Annotated in this window: 12 protein-coding genes; 9 read left to right on the top strand and 3 right to left on the bottom strand. The window is 70.0% G+C overall.

Annotation, left to right across the window (positions count from 1 at the left end):
* Positions 1 to 46: 46 nt before the first annotated feature.
* Together F4553_RS14955 and F4553_RS14950 are read left to right on the top strand one after the other, a co-directional pair.
* Positions 47 to 1969 carry a LamG-like jellyroll fold domain-containing protein gene (locus tag F4553_RS14955; protein ID WP_221469897.1) on the top strand — a complete coding sequence of 641 codons (1923 nt, stop codon included), beginning with the start codon at positions 47 to 49 and terminating at the stop codon, positions 1967 to 1969.
* A 143-nt stretch (positions 1970 to 2112) separates the two neighbouring features.
* On the top strand, positions 2113 to 2634 hold the full coding sequence (locus F4553_RS14950) for a DinB family protein (protein ID WP_184836431.1): 522 nt from the start codon (positions 2113 to 2115) through the stop codon (positions 2632 to 2634).
* 123 nt (positions 2635 to 2757) lie between these two features.
* Here the strand turns inward: F4553_RS14950 and F4553_RS14945 are convergent, their stop codons facing one another.
* On the bottom strand, positions 2758 to 3672 hold the full coding sequence (locus F4553_RS14945) for a hypothetical protein (protein ID WP_184836429.1): 915 nt from the start codon (positions 3670 to 3672) through the stop codon (positions 2758 to 2760).
* Positions 3673 to 3829: 157 nt separating this feature from the next.
* Between F4553_RS14945 and F4553_RS14940 the strand changes: the two genes are divergently transcribed.
* From F4553_RS14940 to F4553_RS14915, 6 genes are all read left to right on the top strand, one after another.
* Positions 3830 to 6640, top strand: coding sequence for an amino acid permease (locus F4553_RS14940; protein ID WP_184836427.1), 2811 nt, complete (start codon positions 3830 to 3832; stop codon positions 6638 to 6640).
* A 691-nt stretch (positions 6641 to 7331) separates the two neighbouring features.
* Positions 7332 to 8300, top strand: a complete 969-nt coding sequence (locus F4553_RS14935) for a 50S ribosomal protein L11 methyltransferase (RefSeq protein WP_184836425.1) — start codon at positions 7332 to 7334, stop codon at positions 8298 to 8300.
* Positions 8301 to 8384: 84 nt separating this feature from the next.
* The gene (locus F4553_RS14930) at positions 8385 to 12188 is read left to right on the top strand and encodes a P-loop NTPase fold protein (protein WP_184836423.1); all 3804 of its coding nucleotides are present in this window, start codon (positions 8385 to 8387) and stop codon (positions 12186 to 12188) included.
* Between the two features lie 61 nt (positions 12189 to 12249).
* On the top strand, positions 12250 to 13026 hold the full coding sequence (locus F4553_RS14925; protein ID WP_184836421.1) for a hypothetical protein: 777 nt from the start codon (positions 12250 to 12252) through the stop codon (positions 13024 to 13026).
* Positions 13027 to 13069: 43 nt separating this feature from the next.
* Positions 13070 to 14599 carry an Hsp70 family protein gene (locus F4553_RS14920; protein ID WP_184836419.1) on the top strand — a complete coding sequence of 510 codons (1530 nt, stop codon included), beginning with the start codon at positions 13070 to 13072 and terminating at the stop codon, positions 14597 to 14599.
* Entirely contained in the window at positions 14596 to 15633 is a 1038-nt protein-coding gene (locus tag F4553_RS14915; protein WP_184836417.1) for a class I SAM-dependent methyltransferase, read from the top strand. Before F4553_RS14920 ends, F4553_RS14915 begins: the two co-directional genes overlap by 4 nt.
* Here F4553_RS14915 and F4553_RS14910 read toward each other — a convergent pair.
* Together F4553_RS14910 and F4553_RS14905 are read right to left on the bottom strand one after the other, a co-directional pair.
* Complete coding sequence (locus F4553_RS14910) at positions 15622 to 16401, bottom strand: DUF4184 family protein (RefSeq protein ID WP_184836415.1); 780 nt, start codon at positions 16399 to 16401, stop codon at positions 15622 to 15624. The genes F4553_RS14915 and F4553_RS14910 overlap by 12 nt on opposite strands.
* Before the next feature lie 381 nt (positions 16402 to 16782).
* A complete protein-coding gene (locus F4553_RS14905) occupies positions 16783 to 17817 on the bottom strand; it encodes a hypothetical protein (protein WP_184836413.1) in 1035 nt (344 codons plus the stop codon).
* A 603-nt stretch (positions 17818 to 18420) separates the two neighbouring features.
* Between F4553_RS14905 and F4553_RS14900 the strand changes: the two genes are divergently transcribed.
* Positions 18421 to 20358: a caspase family protein gene (locus F4553_RS14900; RefSeq protein WP_184836411.1), complete on the top strand. Its 1938-nt coding sequence runs from the start codon at positions 18421 to 18423 to the stop codon at positions 20356 to 20358.
* Position 20359 lies beyond the last annotated feature (1 nt).

Genomic DNA, 20359 nt, shown 5'->3' with positions numbered 1-20359 from the left:
GCCAGCATCACCCGCAGCGACCTCGACGCTCCTGCCCGACGGCAGGGTGCTGGTCACCGGCGGTGCCCGGGAGAACAACGGCAACGGCGGATATGTCACCAACCCCGAGATCTGGGACCCGAACACGGGCAACTGGACCGAGGTCGTCATCCCGCAGGAGCACGCCCGGCTCTACCACTCCACGGCCCTGCTCCTGCCCGACGGCCGGGTCATGGTCGGCGGCGGCGCTCCCGGTCCGCGCAACTACACGGACGTGGAGTACTACTCGCCGAACTACCTGTTCGACGGCAACAACGCCGCTCCGCGTCCGGTGATCAGCGCCGCGCCCGCGAAGATCGGCTACAACGGCTCCTTCCAGATCACCGCGACCGGCACCGTCTCCCGGGTCACGCTGCTCCGCAACGGCTCCGTGACGCACGGTTTCAACAACGACCAGAACTTCCAGGAGCTGGCGTTCAGCCAGTCCGGTGGCACGGTCACCATCACCTCGCCGCTCAACGGCAACTACGCCCCGCCCGGGTCATACATGCTCCACGTCTTCGACGCCGCCGGTACGCCGTCGGTCGCGAAGCTCATCAAGATCGATCCTGCGGTCATCATGACGCAGCTCAACCCGAGGGTCGTCGACCAATTCGAGTACCCGCGCCTGCCCGCCGAGTGGCGTACCAACAACCCGCCCGCGACCGTCGACGTGGCCGCGGGCAACAGCCGGATGGTGCCGTGGGCGGTCGACAGCCAGGTCCAGCTGGTGCGCGGCAACGCGACCGGCCAGGGTGGCCTCGGCTTCACCGGTTACCAGCTCGCGCTGGGTGCCACGGGCAACATCAGGCGTACCGTCAGCGATCTCACCCCCGGCGCGACCTACCGGCTATCGCTGCGCTACGCCCGCGACGCCCGGGCAGCCGGGACCGCCGCGGCGACCGGCACGGTGGCGATCGGCAGCCTGAACGCCACCATCACCGCCACGACGGCACAGCCCTCGACGGCTGCCTACGGCACGTATGTCGGCACCTTCACCGCGGCGACCGCCAACCAGACACTCACGCTGCGGGGAACCGCCGTCGGCCTGATGGTCGACGACCTGGTCATCGTCGGCGACAACGCGCCGCCGCCGGCCACCGGCATCCCGGTCCGTTACGAGTTCGAGGAGGGTACGGGCACCACCGCCGCCAACACCGGCTCCGTCTCCTCGGTGGGGGCCGCCGTCCTGACCGGGACGGCCGGCTGGTCCGCCAACGGCGTGATCGGCAAGGCGGTCAACCTGCCCGGTGGCAGCACCGCCAACGCGGTCGACCTGCCGGACAACCTGCTCCAGGGCGCGGTGAACTTCTCCACCGGGTTCTGGGTGCGTCCCGATGTCAAGAACAACTGGACCGGCCTGTTCCACATCGGTGACGGACTCGGCTCCGCCGGGAGCTATTACCAGATCCAGATGCAGACCCAGGCCAACGGGAGCACCGGCCTCGCCGTCACCTTCAAGGCGAAGACCGGTCCCGAGGAGCGGGTCTACGCGAGTCCCGCGCAGGACGTGGTCGCGGGCCAGTGGAACCACGTGGCCTTCACCCGCCAGGGCTCGATCGGCACGCTCTACCTCAACGGCGTGGTGATCGCGACCCGGACCGACCTGACCATCGGGATGACCGAGATCGGTCCGACGGCCAACAACTGGCTGGGCCGCAACGGATACGGCGACGCGGCCTTCGACGGCCTGATCGACGACGTCCGGGTCTACCCGTCGGCGCTGACCTCGGCGGACATCGTCGCGATGTACAACGAGGGCGTCTCGGTCCGTTACACCTTCGACGAGAACACGGGTGACGTGGGCGTGGGCGGCAACACCACGGCCAACTTCATCGGTGGAACGAGCTGGGGTGACGACCGGTTCGACGGCTTGATCGACGACTTCCGGCTCTACGGTTACGAGCTCAGCGCCGATCACGTGACGCAGTTGTATGCGGGCCGCCGATGAGCATGCCGTTCTAGCCTGAGTTGAACCGGCACCGACCAGACGATCGCCTGGTCGGTGCCGGTTCCGCTTTCCCTGTTGTCCGGCGGCCGACAGCGCATGAACGAATAGAGCGCCCATCTGGCCGTACCCATACGTTCAATGCCATGACTTGGACGGCACCCGCCATACAACGACGCCCTACCCTGCGGATCGGCACGGAACGTGCGGTCCTGGAGAGCTGGCTCAACCACCACCGGGACACCCTGCTGTGGAAGTGCTCCGGGCTGGACATCGAACAGTTGCGCATGCGCCCGGCCAAGCCGTCGAACCTGAGCCTGCTGGGCCTCGTGCGGCACATGGCCGAGGTGGAGCGCTGGTGGTTCCGGCGGTGCCTGCAGGGCGAGCCGCTCGGCGACATCTACCGCACCGAGTCCAGCCCCGGCGCGGACCTGGACGACGTCGACACCGCCGATGCCGAGGCCGACTTCGCCCTCTACCTGGAGGAGGTGCGGCTCGCCGACGCGGCGGCGGTGGACTGCTCCCTGGAGACGACGTTCTTCTACCCGTTCGAGGAGCGCGACTTCGAGCTGCGCTGGGTCTACGTGCACATGGTCGAGGAGTACGCCCGGCACAACGGCCACGCCGACATCATCCGCGAGCAGATCGACGGCAACACCGGCGTATAGCGCGAGATCTCGGCGGGTGCATCTGTCGATGGCTGTGCCCGCCATGCCCGCTGCGGTCCGCGTACCCCCGAGGGTTTGTGGCTTTGATCTGACCGGGACCGCCCACCGCGCCGGACCGCCCGATCAGCCGAGGGCCAGCAGGCGGGCGCGGGCGGCGGCGCGCACCTCGGCGGCCTCCAGCGGATCGTCGCGCAGGTAGGCCAGCTGACCCCGGGCCGGCATATGCCGAGGGCTGTGCGTGACCGCCAGCAATCGGACGTCCTCCTGGCTGTCGCGCAGACCGTGCGTCAGCGGCTCGTCGGTCGTCGCCGGATCCATCGCCAGCCAGGCTCGCAGGCACTCGACGCGTACCCGAGCGTGGGGCGACCGCCGCCACAGCATGCGGATGAACGGCAGCGCCTCCGAGCCCGCAGGCCCGTGCCTGGCCAGCGCTTCGATGAGCCGTTCATGGCACAGGTCGTCGCGCTGCCACATCCGCTCCATCTCGGCCACCACCAGCGCCGTGTCCGCGACGGCGCCGAACCGCGCCAGGATCACGCCGCCGAACCAGCTCAGCTGGAGATCGCCGCTGACGATCCAGCCGCGGGCGAGGGGGACCGCCCGGATCGGGTCGCGGGTGGCGGCGTGCTCGACGGCTCGGCCCAGTCCGGGGACCCACCAGCCGGGGCCGCGTTCGTCGACGATGCCGAGCAGCTCGCTGCTCGCCTGTCGATGGCGCAGCTCGGCCAGCGCCGTGCGGAGATCGTCGGTCTTCGCCGCCCGATCGGCGATCAGGTCCAGCAGCGCCCGGTCGGCGGACTCCCGCAGCGGCCGGGGCCGGGTCGCGCTGGCACCGGCGAAGGGCTGCCACTGCAGCGGTAGACCGCCGGACCGGCCGCGTCGGTGTGCTGTGCCTGGTAGGCGGCGCGGCCGTGGCCGATCTGCAGGCCGCCCTCCAGCGTCGCGGGGTCGGCGTAGTGCCGGGACTGCTGCGGGGATGTCATCACGGCCATCATCGGCGACCGAACCCCGGTCGGCCACTCCGTTTCGAGCCCGCATGCTGGGCATTTCACGGACGTATTGGGCGATCGTTGATCATCTGGGTCCATATGTATGAGGTGCGGTGAGCTTGCGGGCTCGTAGGGTCTGCTGGTCGTCATTATGACCATGGAATTTTGCCATCGACGGTTGCACATTTCCTGGTCAAGGAGGATCCATGACACGTTCGCGACCAGGTTCGGCGCCGCAAGGCAAAGTCTCCAGCCACCGGCGGCTGAGCACGGCATGGATCTTCTTCCTCGTCATTTCGGCGGCCTCGCCGCTGACATCCTTCGTCGGCGGGGCATCCCTCGGGCTGGACCAGGGCAACGGTGCGGGATACCCCGCCGCCTACCTCGCGGTCACGGTGGTCCTGCTCTGCTTCGCAGTCGGGTACGCCGCGATCAGCCGCCGGGTGATCAACACGGGTGCGTTCTACACCTATATCGCGCGAGGCATCGGGCGTCCACCGGCGATCGGTGCGGCCCTGCTCGCCATCGTCGCCTACACGGTGAACGTCGCCGGGATCGCCGGCGCCACGGGGTACTTCCTCACCGTCATCGCCGCCGAGTTCGGTGCGCAGATCAGCTGGGTCTGGGGCAGCGTCGCGGCACTGGCGTTCGTGAGCCTCATGGGCTACCGGTCCCTGCACCTGTCGGCGAAGGTCCTCGGCACCGCCATGGTGCTGGCGTTCGCGGTGATCGCGGTCTTCGACGTGGCGGTCATCTTCTCCAAGGGCCTCGACGCCTTCCCGGCGACCTCGTTCTCGCCGGGGACGGTCTTCTCCGGCTCGCCGGGGATCGCGGTGATGTTCGCCTTCACGAGCTTCGTGGGGCTGGAGACCGCCGCGCTCTACGGCGAGGAGACGGTCGAGCCGGAACGGACCGTGCCGAGGGCCATCTATGCCGCCGTGGCCTGCATGGGCCTGTTCTACGTGCTCAGCACCTGGATCCTCGTCGGCTCCATCGGCGGCGACGAGATCGAGGAGAAGGTGTCGGGGCAGTCCGCCCTCGTCTTCGACCAGATGGCCGCGTACGGCGGGGAGGCCCTTCGTTCGGCCGCGGCCGTGCTCTTCATCGTGGCGGCGTGCGCGGGGATGCTGGCGTTCCACAACGCCGCCAGCCGCTACCTCTTCGTTCTCGGCCGGGACCGGATCCTGCCCGCCGCGCTGGGGCAGCTGCACTCCCGCCACCGCAGCCCGCAGCTCGGCAGCGTGGTGGTGAGCATCGGTTCGGCGGTCATCGTCGGCGTCGCCGTCCTGGCCGACCTCGACCCCTACCGGGTCCTGGCCCAGGGTGCGGTCACCCTCGCCACGCTGGGCATCGTCGGTCTCCAGTCGGTGGCGGCGGTGGCGATCGTCGCCTTCTTCCGCCGTCGGGGCCAGGGCCGTTACTGGAAGACGCTGATCCTGCCCGGAGTCGGTGCGGTCGGCCTGCTCGGTGCGACGATCTTCCTGCTGCTCAACTTCACCGGCCTGATGGGCGGCCCGTCCGCCATCGTCACGGCCCTGCCCTGGTTCTTCGTCGCCGTGATGGCCGGTGGTGTGGTGACGGGCCTGGTGATCCGGGCCCGGCGTCCCGCCCGCTATGCCCGCATCGCCGAGAGCCGCATGCGCCCGCAGGCCCGCGAGGTACGCCGACCCCCGCAGTGGACCCGCCGCTACTGCCTGATCGGGGCGGGTCCGGCCGGGTTGGCGATGGCCCGCCGCCTCACCGAGGAGGGCATCCCGTTCGACTGGTTCGAGAGCCACCACGAGATCGGCGGCATCTGGAACTCCGAGCGGTTCGGCAGCCCGGTCTACGACGGCTGCGTCGCGATCTCCTCGAAGCTCACCTCGGGATTCGCCGACTTCCCCATGCCGAGCGGATACCCGGACTACCCCTCGTGGCCGCAGGTGCGCGATTACGTCCGCGCCTATGCCGACGCCTTCGACCTGACCCGGCGCGTCACGTTCAACACGGCGGTCACCTGGGTCAAGCCCGACGGCATCGGCTGGCTGGTGACCCTGACCAACGGCGACTTCCGCTACTACTCCGGCGTCATCGCGGCACCGGGGACGGCCTGGAACCCGACGCTGCCGTCCTGGCCCGGTCTGCAGCAGTTCCAGGGCCAGGTCTGGCACTCGGCGAGCTATCAGTCGGCGTCCGGGCTCGCCGGCAAGCGGGTGCTGGTGGTCGGCGCGGGCAACGCGGGCGCCGAGATCGCCTGCGAGGTGGCCCGGGCCGGAGCGGCGGTCTGCCTGTCGGTACGCCGGGGCCACCGCTTCATCCCCCGACACGTCGGCGACGTGCCGACCGACGCGATCCTCGCCGGCATCCTCGACCTTCCCGACGCCATGACGCTGCCGCCGGACACCGCGGAGCTGATCGAGAAGCTCGCCGGGGACGTCACCGGGCTGGGGCTGCCGGCCCCGGATCACACGGTGCTCCACGGCCACCCGACGATCACCAGCGACCTGCTGGGCTACCTGGCGCAGGGGCACATCGCGGCCCGTCCCGACATCGCGGAACTCCTCCCGCACGGGGTCCGCTACGCCGACGGGACAGCCGAGCAGATCGACATCATCATCGCCGCGACCGGCTTCGAGCGGCAGCTCCCGTTCCTGGCACCGACCCTCTACCAGGGCTCCACCGGCCGACCCGACCTCTACCTCAACATGTTCAGCCGCAGCCATGACGGGCTCACGGTGCTCGGGCTCAGCGACTTCGCCGGAGCGGCGTTCCCGCGCTTCGACGACATGGCGAGTGCCGCGATCGTCGACATCACCCTGCGGGAACTCGGCGGCGTGGAGTGGCGGGCCTGGCGGGCGTCGAAGCAGATCGACCGGCCGGACCTGCGCGGCGGCAAGCGGTTCGTGGACTCGCCCAAGCACGAGTACTTCGTCGACGACCATGCCTACCAGGTGCTGCTGCGCGATGTGTGCGACCGGTTCGGTTACACGCCAGGCGCGGCGGCCCCGGTCCGGACAACGGAGACCGTCACGGCGTAGGTCGCCGACAAGGGGTGTGGCTCGCGGGTATCGCAGCACCGTCGAGGAGAAGAAAGTGGTGGAGAGCCCTTCTAGGCTGAAATCTCGGGGCTACGGCCGCTCGTGGGCCGGATGTGTACTCATCCGGACTGTTCCGTGGTCTTCGACGGGTCCGGTCGTTGACGAGGAGGTGCGGGCTTCATCCCCGAGCCGTGAACCGCTGAGGCGAGACCCGTCGCTGCGGCCGTTGGCAGGAAGTGGCCAGTCATCAATCTCCAGTACGCCGGTAGCCATAAGCGCTCGTCCGCATGGATGCATCAATTCGCCATCCGGTGGGGTACTGAAGGTCGGCACTAATGAACCATCGTTCAGCCGATGATCGAACTGTCGTGTGAACACCGGCCTTTACCAGGTGTCCTATCGTTGCCTGCCGGCTCGCCGGCCCACGGCTCGCTGCTGTCGGCGGCTCGGTAGGCCCGGGAATCGACCCGTTAGGGGATGAGCCCCGGACAGCTTATGTTCTATTGTGATAGCCACACATGTCGATGCCATCGACGGGAAGCGGCTGATCCCGTGAGTGCGCTTTGGCTAGCTTTAGCCTATCTAGTCACTTACGGGATGTTTTGTCGTTTACCGTTCCGGGGCTTTGGCCGCACAACAGTAGGTACGTCGAACGGCGCGGCCCTGCCGTGGCTCTTGGCATGGAGGAATTGTGTTGAGGTTCATCGGCAGGATGTCGGCCGGTCTGATTCGCAGATTGTCGGCCTCCCGCCGCAATGACCGGGAGAAGATATTCACCTCCTACGACATCCAGTCCTGCCTCTATGACGTGCGGCGGGTGGAACTCTTCCAGGAGGCGATACGCGCGGTCGTCAAGCCGGGCGATGTGGTCGTCGACGGCGGTAGCGGTACCGGGCTGCTCGGACTGCTCGCGGCACAGGCGGGTGCCGCCCGTGTCTACTGCGTGGAGCTCAACAAGGACTACATAGACGTCATCAATGAGAACGCCAAGCGCAACAACCTCCAGGACCGGATCATCGCGATCCAGGCCGACGCCACCACGGTGCGGCTCAGCGAGGAAGTCGACGTCATCATCAGCGAGGTCATCAGCGCCGGGTTCTTCTATGAGCCGCAGCTGCAGATCGTCGCCAACCTCAAGCATTTCCTGAAACCGGGCGGCGCCGTCATCCCGTACGCGATGGAGAACGACGTTCAGCTGATCAGCGCCGAGGACAAGCTGTACGGGCTCACGTTCAGTTATGACTCCCGCTTCCGAACCCTTCCCGGCGATGTGTCGCTGACCGAGCGCGCGACCTACCTGAAGACGACCTTCGGTGATGTCGCGCCCCAGGACTTCGGCATCCGGGAGACCGCACGGGTGGTCGCCACCAGGGACGGCGTGGCCAATGCCGTCCAGATCGGCTACCGGCTGCAGTTCGTCGAGGGCGGGGACTGGTCATCTGAGCCGACGGACTTCCTGCTCAATCCGCAGATCGTCTTCCTGGATCAGCCGGTCGACGTCGTCGCCGAGCAGGAGTGCGAGATCGGCCTGACATATCAGGCCAGTTCTTCGCCATTGACATCGACGGTGACCGCCCGCTGCGTCGACAATCCGATGACCATGCTCAGTGCTGAGGAAGAGCGCTCCGTGAAGCGGGAATTGGTCCCGGCGCCCGTCTAGCAATGCGACATGGCATAGCAGACTTGCAGGGTTAGTCGCATTCATCGTCGACAATGGAGCCTCCGCTGATGATCGGAGCGCTCGATGTTCGACGGCGCCACCACTCCGCTGCTCGCCCCGCGCCCCGGCGGGGTCGGCACGCTCGCCTCCTGGAACACGCTCGACGGTGAACCCCGCCTCGCCTCCTCCGGCACGGACGGCACCATCCGGATCTGGGACCCCGAACGCGGAGTCGGCATCGGAACACCGCTGATCGGCCACACGGCTGCGGTCTGGCTGCTCACCATGTGGCGCTGGTCCGGCGGCGAGATCCTCGTCTCGACCGGTGAGGACGGCACCATCCGTACCTGGAGTCTCGGCTCGGGCGACACCACCGGTGAACCGATCGGCGCTCCCGTGGCCGGCCATGACGGGTGGGTGCGAGCGGTAGCCATGTGGAACGGCGTCGGCGGCAGCCCTCGGCTCGCCTCGGCGGGCACGGACGGCGCGGTCCGGATCTGGGATCCGCTGCGCGGCACGATGGTGGGGAAACCACTGGTCGAGGGGCATGACGGCCTGGCGGCGATGGCGAGCTGGCACGGCACCGAGGGCACCCGGCTCGCGGTCGCCGACAACGACGGCGCGATCCGGATCTGGGACCCCGAGCTGCGGCGGCAGGTCACCGATGTCCGGCTCGAACACGGCGCCGGCCTGTGGACCATGGTCGCCTGGATCGCCGCCGACGGCTCACCCCGCCTCGCCTCGGCCGGCAACGACGGGCTGATCAGGGTCTGGAACCCGGACACGGGCGCACCGGTCGGCGAGCCGCTGCGCGGTCACAGCGGTTGGGTGCCGACCCTGGTCACCTGGGCGCTGCCGGACGGGGGCACCCGGCTCGTCTCGGCCGGAACCGACGGGACGATCCGGAGCTGGGACGTGGAGACCGGTCAGCCGGTCGGCGAGCCCTTCGCCGAGTTCGCCGGATCGCTGCCGACCCTGACGCTGTGGACCGCCTCCAACGGCCGGGGGCGGCTCACCTTCGTCGGTGCCCGGGGTGCCATCCGTACCTGTGATCTGGAGACCGGTGTCCTGCAGGGGGAGCCGCTGGTCGGGCATACGGCGGGGCTGTGGGCGCTGGCGAGCTGGGACGCGGGCATGCACGGCCGGGTGCTCGCCGTGAGCGGCGACGACGCCGTGATCCGCATCGTCAACGTCGAGACCGGTGACCTGGTCGGGCGGCCGCTGGTGGGGCACACCGCCGGTGTCTGGGGACTGGTGAGCTGGCGCGATCACGCCGGTCCGCGGCGGCTCGCCTCGACGGGTGACGACGGCACGATCCGCATCTGGCGTCCGGACACGTCGGAGGTTCTCGGTCGGCCGCTGACCGGTCATGACGGCTGGGTTCCCGCGCTCGCCTCGTGGCGGCGGCCCAGCGGCGAGGTGGCGCTGGTCTCCGGCGGGCTCGACGGGACCGTCCGGCGGTGGGACCCGACCGCCGGTGTCCAGCTCGGCGAGCCGCTGCTGGGGCATACGGGCTGGGTGATGGCGGTGACCACATGGTCCGGCTCGGCGGGTCCCTGCCTCGCCTCGGGCAGCGCCGACGGGACGATCCGGCGCTGGGACCCGGAGACGGGATCGCCGATCGGGGAGCCGCTGACGGGCCATACGGGCTGGGTGCGTGCGCTGATCACGACGGTCGACCGCGGTGGGCGTACCCTCCTGATCTCCGCGAGCTACGACGGCTCGATCCGCCGGTGGGACGCCGAGTCCGGCGAACCGGTGGGCGCGCCGCTGCTCGGCCACGTCGGCCGGGTCGCGGCGCTGGCCGCGTGGGTCATGCCGAGCGGGGAGTCGCGGCTCGCGTCGACCGGGCTGGACGGCACGATCCGGGTGTGGGACATCGAGACCGGTGAGCAGATCGGCGAGCCGATGACCGGCCATCGCGGCGGGATCTGGTCGCTGATCTGCTGGTCGGAGGGGAACGATGTCCGGCTCGCCTCGGCCGGGCACGACGGTGCCGTGCGGCTGTGGGATCCGCAGCGCGGCCGGGTGATCCGCACCATCGAGGTGGGTCCGGTGTCCATGTGGGGCATCTCGGACGCACCCACCAAGAATGACCTCGTCGGCCGGGACCGGATGGCCCGGGTCCTCGCCGATCAGCTGCGCCGGCCCGCGGACGCCGGCGGCAGCAGCCCGGCACCGACGGTGATCGGGATCGACGGGCCCTGGGGCTGCGGCAAGACGACCCTGATGTACCTGGTGCGCCGGCACCTGCCGCCGCCGATGCCCGAACCGCCGAACGGCGGCGCACGCGAGCAGCTCACCGTCGACCAGGTGCTGCGCCAGATCCACCGCTACAGCGACGCGGCACCCGTGTTGCCGACGCGGCCCGAGGCCCGGCCCCGGGGCGTGGTGACGGCGTGGTTCAACCCGTGGGCGCACCAGTCCGGCGAGCAGGTCTGGGCCGGTCTCGCCAACGAGATCATCGAGGCCGCCGCGGTCGTGCTCTACCCCACGGAGCGGGAACGGGAACGCTACTGGCTCGCCCGCAACCTCGGGCGGATCGACCGGCACGCGATCCGGCTCACCCTGCAGCGGCGTACGCGGTCGTCGATCCTCGGGCTCGCCACGAGCGCGGCGGTGGTGGCGCCGGTGGCGATCGCGATCGCGCAGCTCGGTGCGCCGCTGCGGATCGGGCACGAGGATGTCCCGCCGTCCTGGATCGCGATCCTGGTCGCGGTGGCCACGGTCATCGGCGGCGTGGTCCACACCGCGCTGCGCCGCCGCTTCGGCAAGGCCGCCCACTACCTGCCCAGCGAACTGCTGCAGGGGCCGGTGCTCGACGGGCTCAACGTCGGCGACGACGACGGAACGGTCGACCCGGCCCCGGATCCGCTGCGCCGGGCCCGGGCCGGGTCGCTCTACCTCTACCAGCACAACATCGGCGACATCGTCGACGACCTCGACACCGCCGGTTACGACCTGGTCGTCTTCGTCGACGACCTGGACCGGTGCCGCGCCTCCACGACCGCCGACGTCTTCGAGGCGATCAACCTCTTCCTCGCCAACGTGACCTCGCGCAGCGGGCTGCGGGCCCGGTTCGTCGTCGGTCTCGACTCCACCGTCGTCGTGGCGCACCTCGACAGCGTCTACGGCAACCAGCAGGGCGCGGTGGCCGGGCTGCACGCCGACGACCCGTCGCCCGGGTGGGCGTTCCTGCGCAAGCTGATCCAGCTCCCGGTCGTGGTGCCGCTCATCCTCGACGACGGGATCAGGGCCTTCGTCGACTCGGTCACCGGCCGTGATCCGCTGCCGCCGGTCGCGGACGCACCGGCACCGCCACCGGTCGCGGACGCCGCCACCGAGCATCCGCCGGTCCCGGCCGCACCGGCTGCGCCGTCGGCCGAGGCCGCCGCCGAGCCGACCCGCCTCGCCGAGGCTGCGGCCCCTCTCGCGCCGTCGCCGCCGACCAACCCCGCCTGGCCCTCACTCGAGCTGCATCCCGGCGTGGGAGATCTGCTGGTACGCCGGATCGTCGCACAACCCGACCGCAGCCTTCGGGAGGCGAAGAGGCTGCTCAACGTATGGCAGCTCTATGTCAGGATGCTCGACGACATCGATCCGGTGAGCGATCCGGCCGACGCGCTGACCCGGGCGCAGCGGCTGCTCGGCCTCTCCGAGATCGTCACCCGCTGGCCGGCCCTGCAACGCGGCCTGCACCAGCTCGTCGGCTCCCGGCGCGGGCTGCAGCTGCTCGCCGCCGCGGTCGACGACGACGACAGTTGGCGGCGCATCGTGCAGCAGCTCGGCTTCATCCCGGAGAGCGGCCGGGCGCTGGTCAACCTGCGATCGCTGCTGCGCGAGCACGACGGCCAACGGATCGCCGACCTCGCGGCCCGCCTGATGTAGCGATCCCGTTAGGTCCGAGCGACCGTTCCACTCGGCATTGTCAAGGCTTTACAGTGCTGTCGTGACTCGACCGGGCAAGCCTCCCCGCGATCAGACCCTCGCCGGGCTCTTCGCCGTCGATGCCGACGCGGCCGTGCTCGGTGTCCTCCGGCAGGCCGGCCGGGCGCTCACGGCGGCCGAGGTGAAGGCGGCGCTGCTCGTCGTCGGGGTGGCGAAGGTCGATGCGGACCGGGCCTGGCCGGTCGTGCAGAAGCGGCTCAAAACGCTTGGCCAGGTGAGTGTCGAGGGTGCACGCTACCGCTGGGTGGAGCAGAGCGCTCCGGTGCCGGAGCCCGACCCCGAACCATCCGCCGAGCTCTCCGCCGAGGAGGCGTTGGAGCTGCTGCTCAGCGGCAAGCTGGCGGCCGCGCGCAAGGCGGCCCTCGCCGAGATCGTCCGCACCGCGCTGCTGAAGCCCGCCGACCCGAAGCCCGCCGACCCGAAGCCCGCCGATACGCAGCCTGTCGGCCCGGAAGGCGCAGAAGCGGCGGCCCGGCAGCGGCAGGCCGAGATCGACGGCGTCCGGGCGCTCGCGGAGCTCGCCAGCGAGGTGGAGGAGCTGCTCGCCAACGAGACCGAACCCGCCGTGATGACCCGTCAGGTCAGGGCGTGGGTGAAGCGCAGCGGCCTGGAACCGATCGATCGCGCGGGCGAGGAAACCACCTTCGATCGGAAGCTGCACAAACCGATCGGGCCTGCTATCGGCGACGGAGCGCCTGTCATTGTTGTCCGACCCGGGTATGTCTGGAAGACGCCCGGCACGGATGTACTCATCGGCAAGGCCATCGTCGAGGAGTAGTCGACGTGGCACAGCATGCAGCACTGCCGAGAGATGGGGACGGGTGAAGAGCGAGAAGACGCCAGGGGTCGGGCTTGATTTCGGCACCTCCACCACCCTCGTCGCCTCCCCTCACGGCGTCGTGCCGATCGGCGACACCTCGACGTGGATGCCGTCCGTGGTGGGCCACGACGACAGCGGCACCGCCGTCGTCGGCGAGCAGGCCCTTGAGCTGCGCCAAGAGCAGGTGGTCCGATCCGTCAAGCGGGCGATCACCGAGGGAAGTGAATTCGTCCGGGTCGATTCGCCGAACGGGCCCGGCAATGTCCGCGCCGACGATCTGATCATCGCGATCATGCGGGAGGCCGCCGCGCGTGGCAGTGCTCGGGGCCAGGAGATGAGCGACCCGGACGCCCTGCGGCTCGGCTGCCCCGCCATGTGGGACGGCGGCCAGCGGCGGCGACTGGTGGAACTGGCCCGTCGGGCGGGCCTGCCGGTGACGCTCGCCAGCCTCGTCGACGAACCGGTGGCGGCGGGCATCGCCTGGCTCGCGGGCCGCCCCGCCGACGCCGCCGGACCGCTGCGGGTGGTCGTCTTCGACATGGGCGGCGGCACCCTCGACATCGCCGTGCTCGACGTGAGCGGAGCCGAACACCACGACGTCGCCGTGCTCGCCGCGATCGGCATCGACGAGGCGGGCGACACCCTCGACGACGCGATCGCGGACGACCTCGAATTCGTGCTCGCCGCCGCCGGTGTCGACATCGGCGGCCTCGCCAACCCGCGCCGGGCGAGGGCTCGCCTGCCCTATGCCGCACGAGCTGCGAAGATCGGTCTGACCACGGAGACGGAGTTCGACGTCAAGCTGTCGCGGCGGGAGTTCGGGATCGCCTCGGTCGGCTACCGCCGGGACCAGCTCGACGAGGCCTTCGAGCCGCAGATGGACCGGGCCGAGCTCTACGTCGGCGCCGCCCTGCGGGCCGCCCGCCTGACGGAGCGGGGTGCCGCCTCCGCCCACGACGTGCTGCGGATGTCGATCGACGAGCTCGTCGAGGATGTGGACGTGGTGGTCCTCTCCGGCGGTATGAGCCAGATTCCCTATGTCGCGCAGCGGTTGGCGGCCCTCTTCCCGCCCACGACCAGGATCGAGACGGCCTGCACGCCGTCGGAGAACGCGGTCGCCCTCGGCCTGGCCCAGGCCACCCGGTACGGCCGGATCAACATGTATCGCCCCGCCCTCGACATCCTGCTGGAATGGGACGGGGGGCAGCAATCCCGCACGGTCTACGACGCCTACACGCCGCTCATCGCACCGGGGCAGCTCAGCCGGGGCGGACGGGACCTGCGCTTCATCCGCACCGGCCGGGAACTCGATCTGCCCCCATCCGGTACGGGCAGGCTGCGGGTCGTGGCGTACGCCGATGACGGTGTCCCGGCGACCCTCGGCGGCACCGACCTCGACGGCTTCCCGGTGGCGCTGAGCGACCAGGCGTTCGAGTTCTCGATCTTCCCGGACGGGCGCATCCGGCTGATCGACGCCGGCGGTGCCTACGAGGGGCATGTGACCGGGGCAGACCTTAGACTGTCCGCGTGACCGGGACGTTTGCGGAGTTCATCGATCCCCGGCTGGTTGCCGTCTATGACAGCTGGGATCCGGATCGTCCCGACATACCCTTCCTCATCGACCTCGCCTCGCACGTCAACGCCGCCTCGGTCCTCGATCTCGGCTGCGGCACCGGCCTGCTCGCCGTCGAGCTGGCGAAACGCGGTCACCGCGTCACCGCGATCGATCCGTCGACGGCGATGCTGGACTTCGCCCGCAACCGTCCCGACGGTGACCAGGTCCGGTGGGTGCACGGCGACGCGACGGTCCTTCGCGACCCCGAGTTCGACGGCCAGTTCGACCTGGCGGTCCTCTCCGGTCACGTGGTCCAGATCATCACCGACGACCGTGCACTGATCGCCACCCTCGCCGCGCTCCGAAAGGCACTGCGCCCGGGCGGCCGGCTCACCTTCGACAGCCGCAACCCGGCCGCCCGCTGCTGGACGCAGTGGACCCCGGCGGCGACCCGGCGGACCCTGGCGAGCGGTGTGCAGGTGTGGTCCCAGGACACGGAGGTCAGCGGTGACCTCGTCACCTATGACATCCACTACCTCCTGCCCGGCGGCGAGGAGCTCGTCTCCCACAACGAGCTGCGGTTCCGGTCGTACGCCTGGCTGATCCACGCGCTCGCCGACGCCGGGTTCCACGTCGATCCGATGGACAGCGGCGCACCGGACCTCTACTTCCTCGCCACCGCGGCCACGCCCCGCCGGGTGCTCGACGTCCGCGTCCACGGGACCTCGCCCGCCGGCTACTTCGCGACCGTCGCCTATGACACGTCGGAGCTGGTCGAGTCCCCGTTCGGGATGAGCCCGCCCCAGCTCCTGGTCGAGCTGCTGAAGATGAAGGTCCCGGTCGAGCTGATCTATCGGGAGCTGGAGGGGCTCGATCCGGACTGGGATCCCCGCGAGGAGCTGCGGCAGCGGTCCGAGACGGACATGGAGGAGTGGCGGCGGCGCGACAGAGAGCTTCGGGAGCAGCGCAAACGTGAGTTCCGCGAGGGTCTGGGCGGGTCAGCGGGCTGAGGGCGCGGCGGTCGGCGTACCGGCGAGGATTTTGATCAGTATGAAGGCCGCGCAGTAAACGGTGAGCGTTACCACCAGGCCGGTAAGCGCGCCCATCCCGGTCCAGAAGACCGCTGAGGCGAAGCTCCGCGGCTGGTGCAGGCGGGTCGGCCAGAGCGCCGCGCAGCCCGCCGTGACCGCTGTCAGCGCGGCCCACACGGCGACCCGGACGGCGGACGGCATCCTCGGCGCGGACCCGGCGGCGGGCAGGCCGCGCAGCTTCAGCAGCGACCACCCGACCACGGCGAGGAGACCGATCACGGTCGACGCGTACTGCAGCAGGTGGTAGGCGGTCAGTCCGGCGACCGGCGTCGCCGTGAGCCACTGCCAACCCCAGATGGTGCTGCTGCGCGCGTGGGTGAAGCTGTCCCAGAGGGTATGGGTGGCGGCGCCGACCGCGGCGGCCGGCGGCACCAGGAGCAGCAGCACCGGCCGGCGCAGGGGCGGCGGGCTCGGGATCCGTCGGCCGGCCGAGGCCGGGAGCAGCGCTGTGAGCGGCGCCCGAAAAAGCAGATGGAAAACGACAACCATCGAACACGTCGCGAGCGTGTCCACGGTGAGGATCCCGGTGACCGAGTGCGTCGTGTCGTAACCGGGCCAGCCGGGGACGAACATCGCCGTGTCCGGCACCATCGAGCCGATCACCAGCGCGCTCGCGGCATAGGGCACCCGCGCCACCGGGCGCAGGAGCGGCAGGACGGCGGCGACATGGCTGAGGGTGAACGGCACGGGAGCACCTTACGCGCAGGCCAGGACTGTTTTGAGTGGGCCCTGACCGGGTAACGCGAACGGATGCGATGCTTGGACGGGTCGTCATTCGGGAGACGTCCGTCAGGACTAGGAGACCGGAGCTTCCGGTTTCGCCGGATCGGCGATGGGATGATCGGAAATGACCATGGGCACGAAGGCGGACGCTGACAGCCGTGGCGGATCAGCATGTCTGTAGTGCTTACCCCGCAGCAGCGCGAGGAACTGCTCCGCCTGCTCACCACCGAACTCCGCCAGGCCGTTGACGGCCTGGCGGCGCAGGGGATGAGCGCGGCAGCCCTGGACGAGCTGATCACCCAGCGCCTGCGGGCACTGGGTGTGAGCGAGGATTCCGGCGATGGGCTAGGTGGTGGTGCTGCCTTGCAGCGCGGCGATGCTGTGGACCGCGTCGATGATGCGCTGGATGACGGCAGGGTCGGTCATGAAGGTTGAGATCTGCTCGTCGTCGGTTCGGCCCTCCAGTGGTGCGCGATCGATGTCGCCCGCCCCGGTGCCGAGGCAGAAGACCTTCTTGACCACCTCGGCGGCGATGGTGGTGATGTCCTCGCCCTGGGCGAGTCGGTGGGCGATGACGTCGACCGCGGTGGCGGCGAGCTCCATCAGCCGGCCGTCGTCGACGTCGTCGCGAGCGGTGGTTGGCATGGCCTGGTCTCCGATGTCGTGGTCGGCGAGGTAGACGCCACCGCCGATCGGCGGCTGCTTGCGTCCCTGGGGTTCCTCGACGTACTGGGTGAACCACTCGTGCTTGCGGCGCATCGCCCGCAGCACGAATTCGATCTCGCGGGCGACAGTCGCGGCGTCGCTGCCGGACTGATCACCGGTGATCGCCGCGCGGCGCTGGGACCAGCTGTCGAGCGGCCAGATCGCGGCACCGGCGGTGGCGTCGACGCCCACCCAGACCAGGATCTGGGTGGCGAGCTCGGTCAGCCAGGGGTCGTTGCCGACCGCCTCGGCCAGCCACTTCGGCAATCGCGGGCGCTGCAATGCTCCTCTTTGCCCGCGTCTGCGGCGATATGCATCCACTGTCGCCGCGTTGAGCCGGCTGGTGATCCAGGCCTCGAGGTTGATGATCGGCTTGGTCGAGTGCGTGAGCAGGTCCTCGACGACGGCTTCGACGTCGTCGTGGAAGCCGTCGAGGCACTCGTCGGCGAGGTGTCGGATCGAGCTGTAGCAGGCCAGGTGCCCGCGAGCGAGCTCGACCCGGCGGGTGACGCGGCCGAAGACGATCGGCCAGGTGATCTCGTAAGCCGCGCTCACCAGCAGCGCCCGGTCGTCGGCGGGCGCCGCCATGGCGTATTCGGTGAGTCGGCCGTCGGTGGCCAACTTCCTCAGCCGGATCTGGTTCGATGAGCCCGCACCCTGGGGTCGCTCGCTCACGATATGGCTCCTTTGCGGATCTCATTGACGAACGCACATGAGCTTGCCTGCGGACGCCTGTGCCTGACCACGCCCTTACGGGTCGGTCGCTGAATCTCGCGGCTCCACAAGGTGATTCCTTCGTCACTCACGGTCGATGGCCGGTTGGTCGTCGGTGCCCGGAACGCCCCTGACGGTCGGGTTCCGGACGGCACGACAACGCGGAATCGCCATCCGCCATCGACGCGTTGGCGTAGCCCGAATGGGCTACATGGACCATGCCGCTGTCCATTGCGGTAAGTTGGTCGGTTTGTCGTTGTGTGCGGCTTCAGCTCGTCCCACCAATGTGGAGCGAGTGATGAGGGGCTGTGCGGGGCTACTGGGATGATGCGCAATCCTCGCGCGAGACAGGCCGCCGCAGTGGCCATGTGCGGGCCAATTCTGCGGCGGTGGCCACGACGAGTCCGGCCGTCACCGGTTACGGTGAGGCATCGAGGGGCTGCACCATGTCATTGACGTGTCAGTCATGGTGGTTTGTCGATGCATCGATGAGTGGCCAATCGCGTGCCGTTCTTCGGCCGGACTGGCCGCGAGGGCGGTGAGCCTGTCCGTCAGGAGGGGATCGTGAAGGCCCTCTACGCCTTGCTCGTCGGCGTCAATCAGTATCGCGCACCGATGCCACCCCTCCTGGGCTGCCGCAACGATGTCGAGGCGATTGGCGCCCTGCTGCGCAGCAGGCTCGGAGCGGGCGCCACGCTCGCGACCCGTACGCTCCTCGACCAGGACGCCACCCGGGCCGCGATCATCGCCGGATTCCGTGATCACCTGCGCCGGGCCGGGCCCGAGGACAGCGCGCTCTTCTGGTTCAGCGGCCACGGATCGTGGTCACCCGCGCCGCCCCGGTGGGAGCACCTCGAACCCACCCGCCGGATGCACTCGCTGATCTGCGCCGACAGCAGGCACGACGGCGTACCGGACCTCTTCGACAAGGAGCTCACCGTCCTCATCGGTGAGGTCGCGGCGAGCGGCGCGCACGTCACCGTCGTGCTCGACTCCTGCCACTCGGCGGGTATCGCCCGCGAAGGACTGCCGATGCTGCGGTCCCGGTTCGGCCCGCCCGCCGACGGTCCGCCCCGGCTCGACTCGCTCCTGCCGGAGCTGGCGGGCCTGCGGTCCCGGACCGCCGCCGAGCAGGCGCCCTCCTACGTGCTGCTCGCGGCCTGCCGGGAGAACGAGTCCGCCTACGAGATCCGCTCACCCGACGGCCCTCGCGGCGCCTTCAGCCTGCATCTCCTGCACGCCATGGGGCGCCTCGGGCCGGAGGCCACCTATCGACAGCTCCTCGCGGCGGCCGGATGCGAGGTGGAGAACTCGGTGCGCAACCAGGTCCCGACCCTCCGTCCACAGCCGGGAGACCTCGCCGACCGGCCGTTCCTCGGCGGTCGCCTCCGAACGCCGGCCTCCCCGATCACCATGCGCTACGCCGGCCGGGCCTGGCAGATCGACATCGGCTCGTGCCACGGGCTCGTCACCGGCACCGGCGCCGACGCCGCCCGGGTGGCCGTGACCGGCCCCGGCCTGCCGGCGGGCGAGGCGAGGGTGGTCACGGTGCTCGTCGAGCGCAGCCTCGTCGAGCCCATCGGCTGGTGGCCGGAGCTCACGACGCAGTACCCCGTGGTCCTGACCAGCGTGCCGCTGCCACCCGCGGCGATCGACGTCGTGCCCGAGGCCGCCGCGGTGGCGACCGTGCTGCGGGCGACCGGCTCGCCCTATCTGCGCCTCGCCGAGGAGGTCGAGACCGCCGATCTGCGGGTCGTCGCAGCGCCCGGGGGCGCCCGCATCGTCGATCGCGAGGGGCCTCAGCTCGGCTCCGACATCGCGCTCGACGAGAAAGGTCCGGCGCGGGTCGTCGCCGCTCTGGAGCACATCGTCCGGTGGCGCAGCGTCCGGCGGCTGACGAATCCGCTGTCGCGGCTCGCCAACCGCGTACAGGTGAGGGTCTATCCGGCCGAGCCCGCCGAGCTGGCGCTGCCCCGCGGCCGGGAACCGCTCGTGGCTCGCGCCGACGGCGCCTATGAGCTCGCCTACGACCGCGGCCGCCCGCCCTCGGTCTTCCTCCGGCTGGACAACACCGGGGACCGCGAGGTGTTCTGCGCGCTGCTGAACCTCACCGACCAGTTGGCGATCCAGGCCGGCCTCTTCGACGGCGAGTGGGTCGCGCCGCTCTCCAGCGCCGCCGTGGCCTGGGGCGACCCGATCGACCTGTCGCTGCCACCGGGCCGGGCCGTGGCGCCGGGCGCCCGCTCGACGGACCACCTGATGCTGATCGTCGCCGAGGCGGCGTTCAACCCGGAGTTCTTCGTCATGCCGCCGCTCGGTGAGCCGCTGCCGACGGCTCGCGACAGGTTCGCGATCACCGGACTCATCGACCGGCTCGGGTTCGCCGCGATCCATCGCGAGTTCGCCGAGCCGCCGGTCACGCCCGACCTGCGGGTGCATGACTGGGCAACGACCATCATCCGACTGGAGACAGTCGTCCCGCCACCGACCGGGACCGACTAAG

The organism is Allocatelliglobosispora scoriae, from assembly GCF_014204945.1.
Lineage (GTDB): Bacteria > Actinomycetota > Actinomycetes > Mycobacteriales > Micromonosporaceae > Allocatelliglobosispora > Allocatelliglobosispora scoriae.
Note: the sequence above shows the minus strand (reverse complement) of the source record. Positions and strands in the feature narration are given on the sequence as shown.

What these genes read in the sequence shown, in the direction of transcription:
- F4553_RS14950 (WP_184836431.1), top strand. Translation starts at nt 2,113, where the DNA reads ATGACTTGGACGGCACCCGCCATACAACGACGCCCTACCCTGCGGATC.
- F4553_RS14945 (WP_184836429.1), bottom strand. Translation starts at nt 3,672, where the DNA reads ATGCGGGCTCGAAACGGAGTGGCCGACCGGGGTTCGGTCGCCGATGAT.
- F4553_RS14940 (WP_184836427.1), top strand. Translation starts at nt 3,830, where the DNA reads ATGACACGTTCGCGACCAGGTTCGGCGCCGCAAGGCAAAGTCTCCAGC.
- F4553_RS14930 (WP_184836423.1), top strand. Translation starts at nt 8,385, where the DNA reads ATGTTCGACGGCGCCACCACTCCGCTGCTCGCCCCGCGCCCCGGCGGG.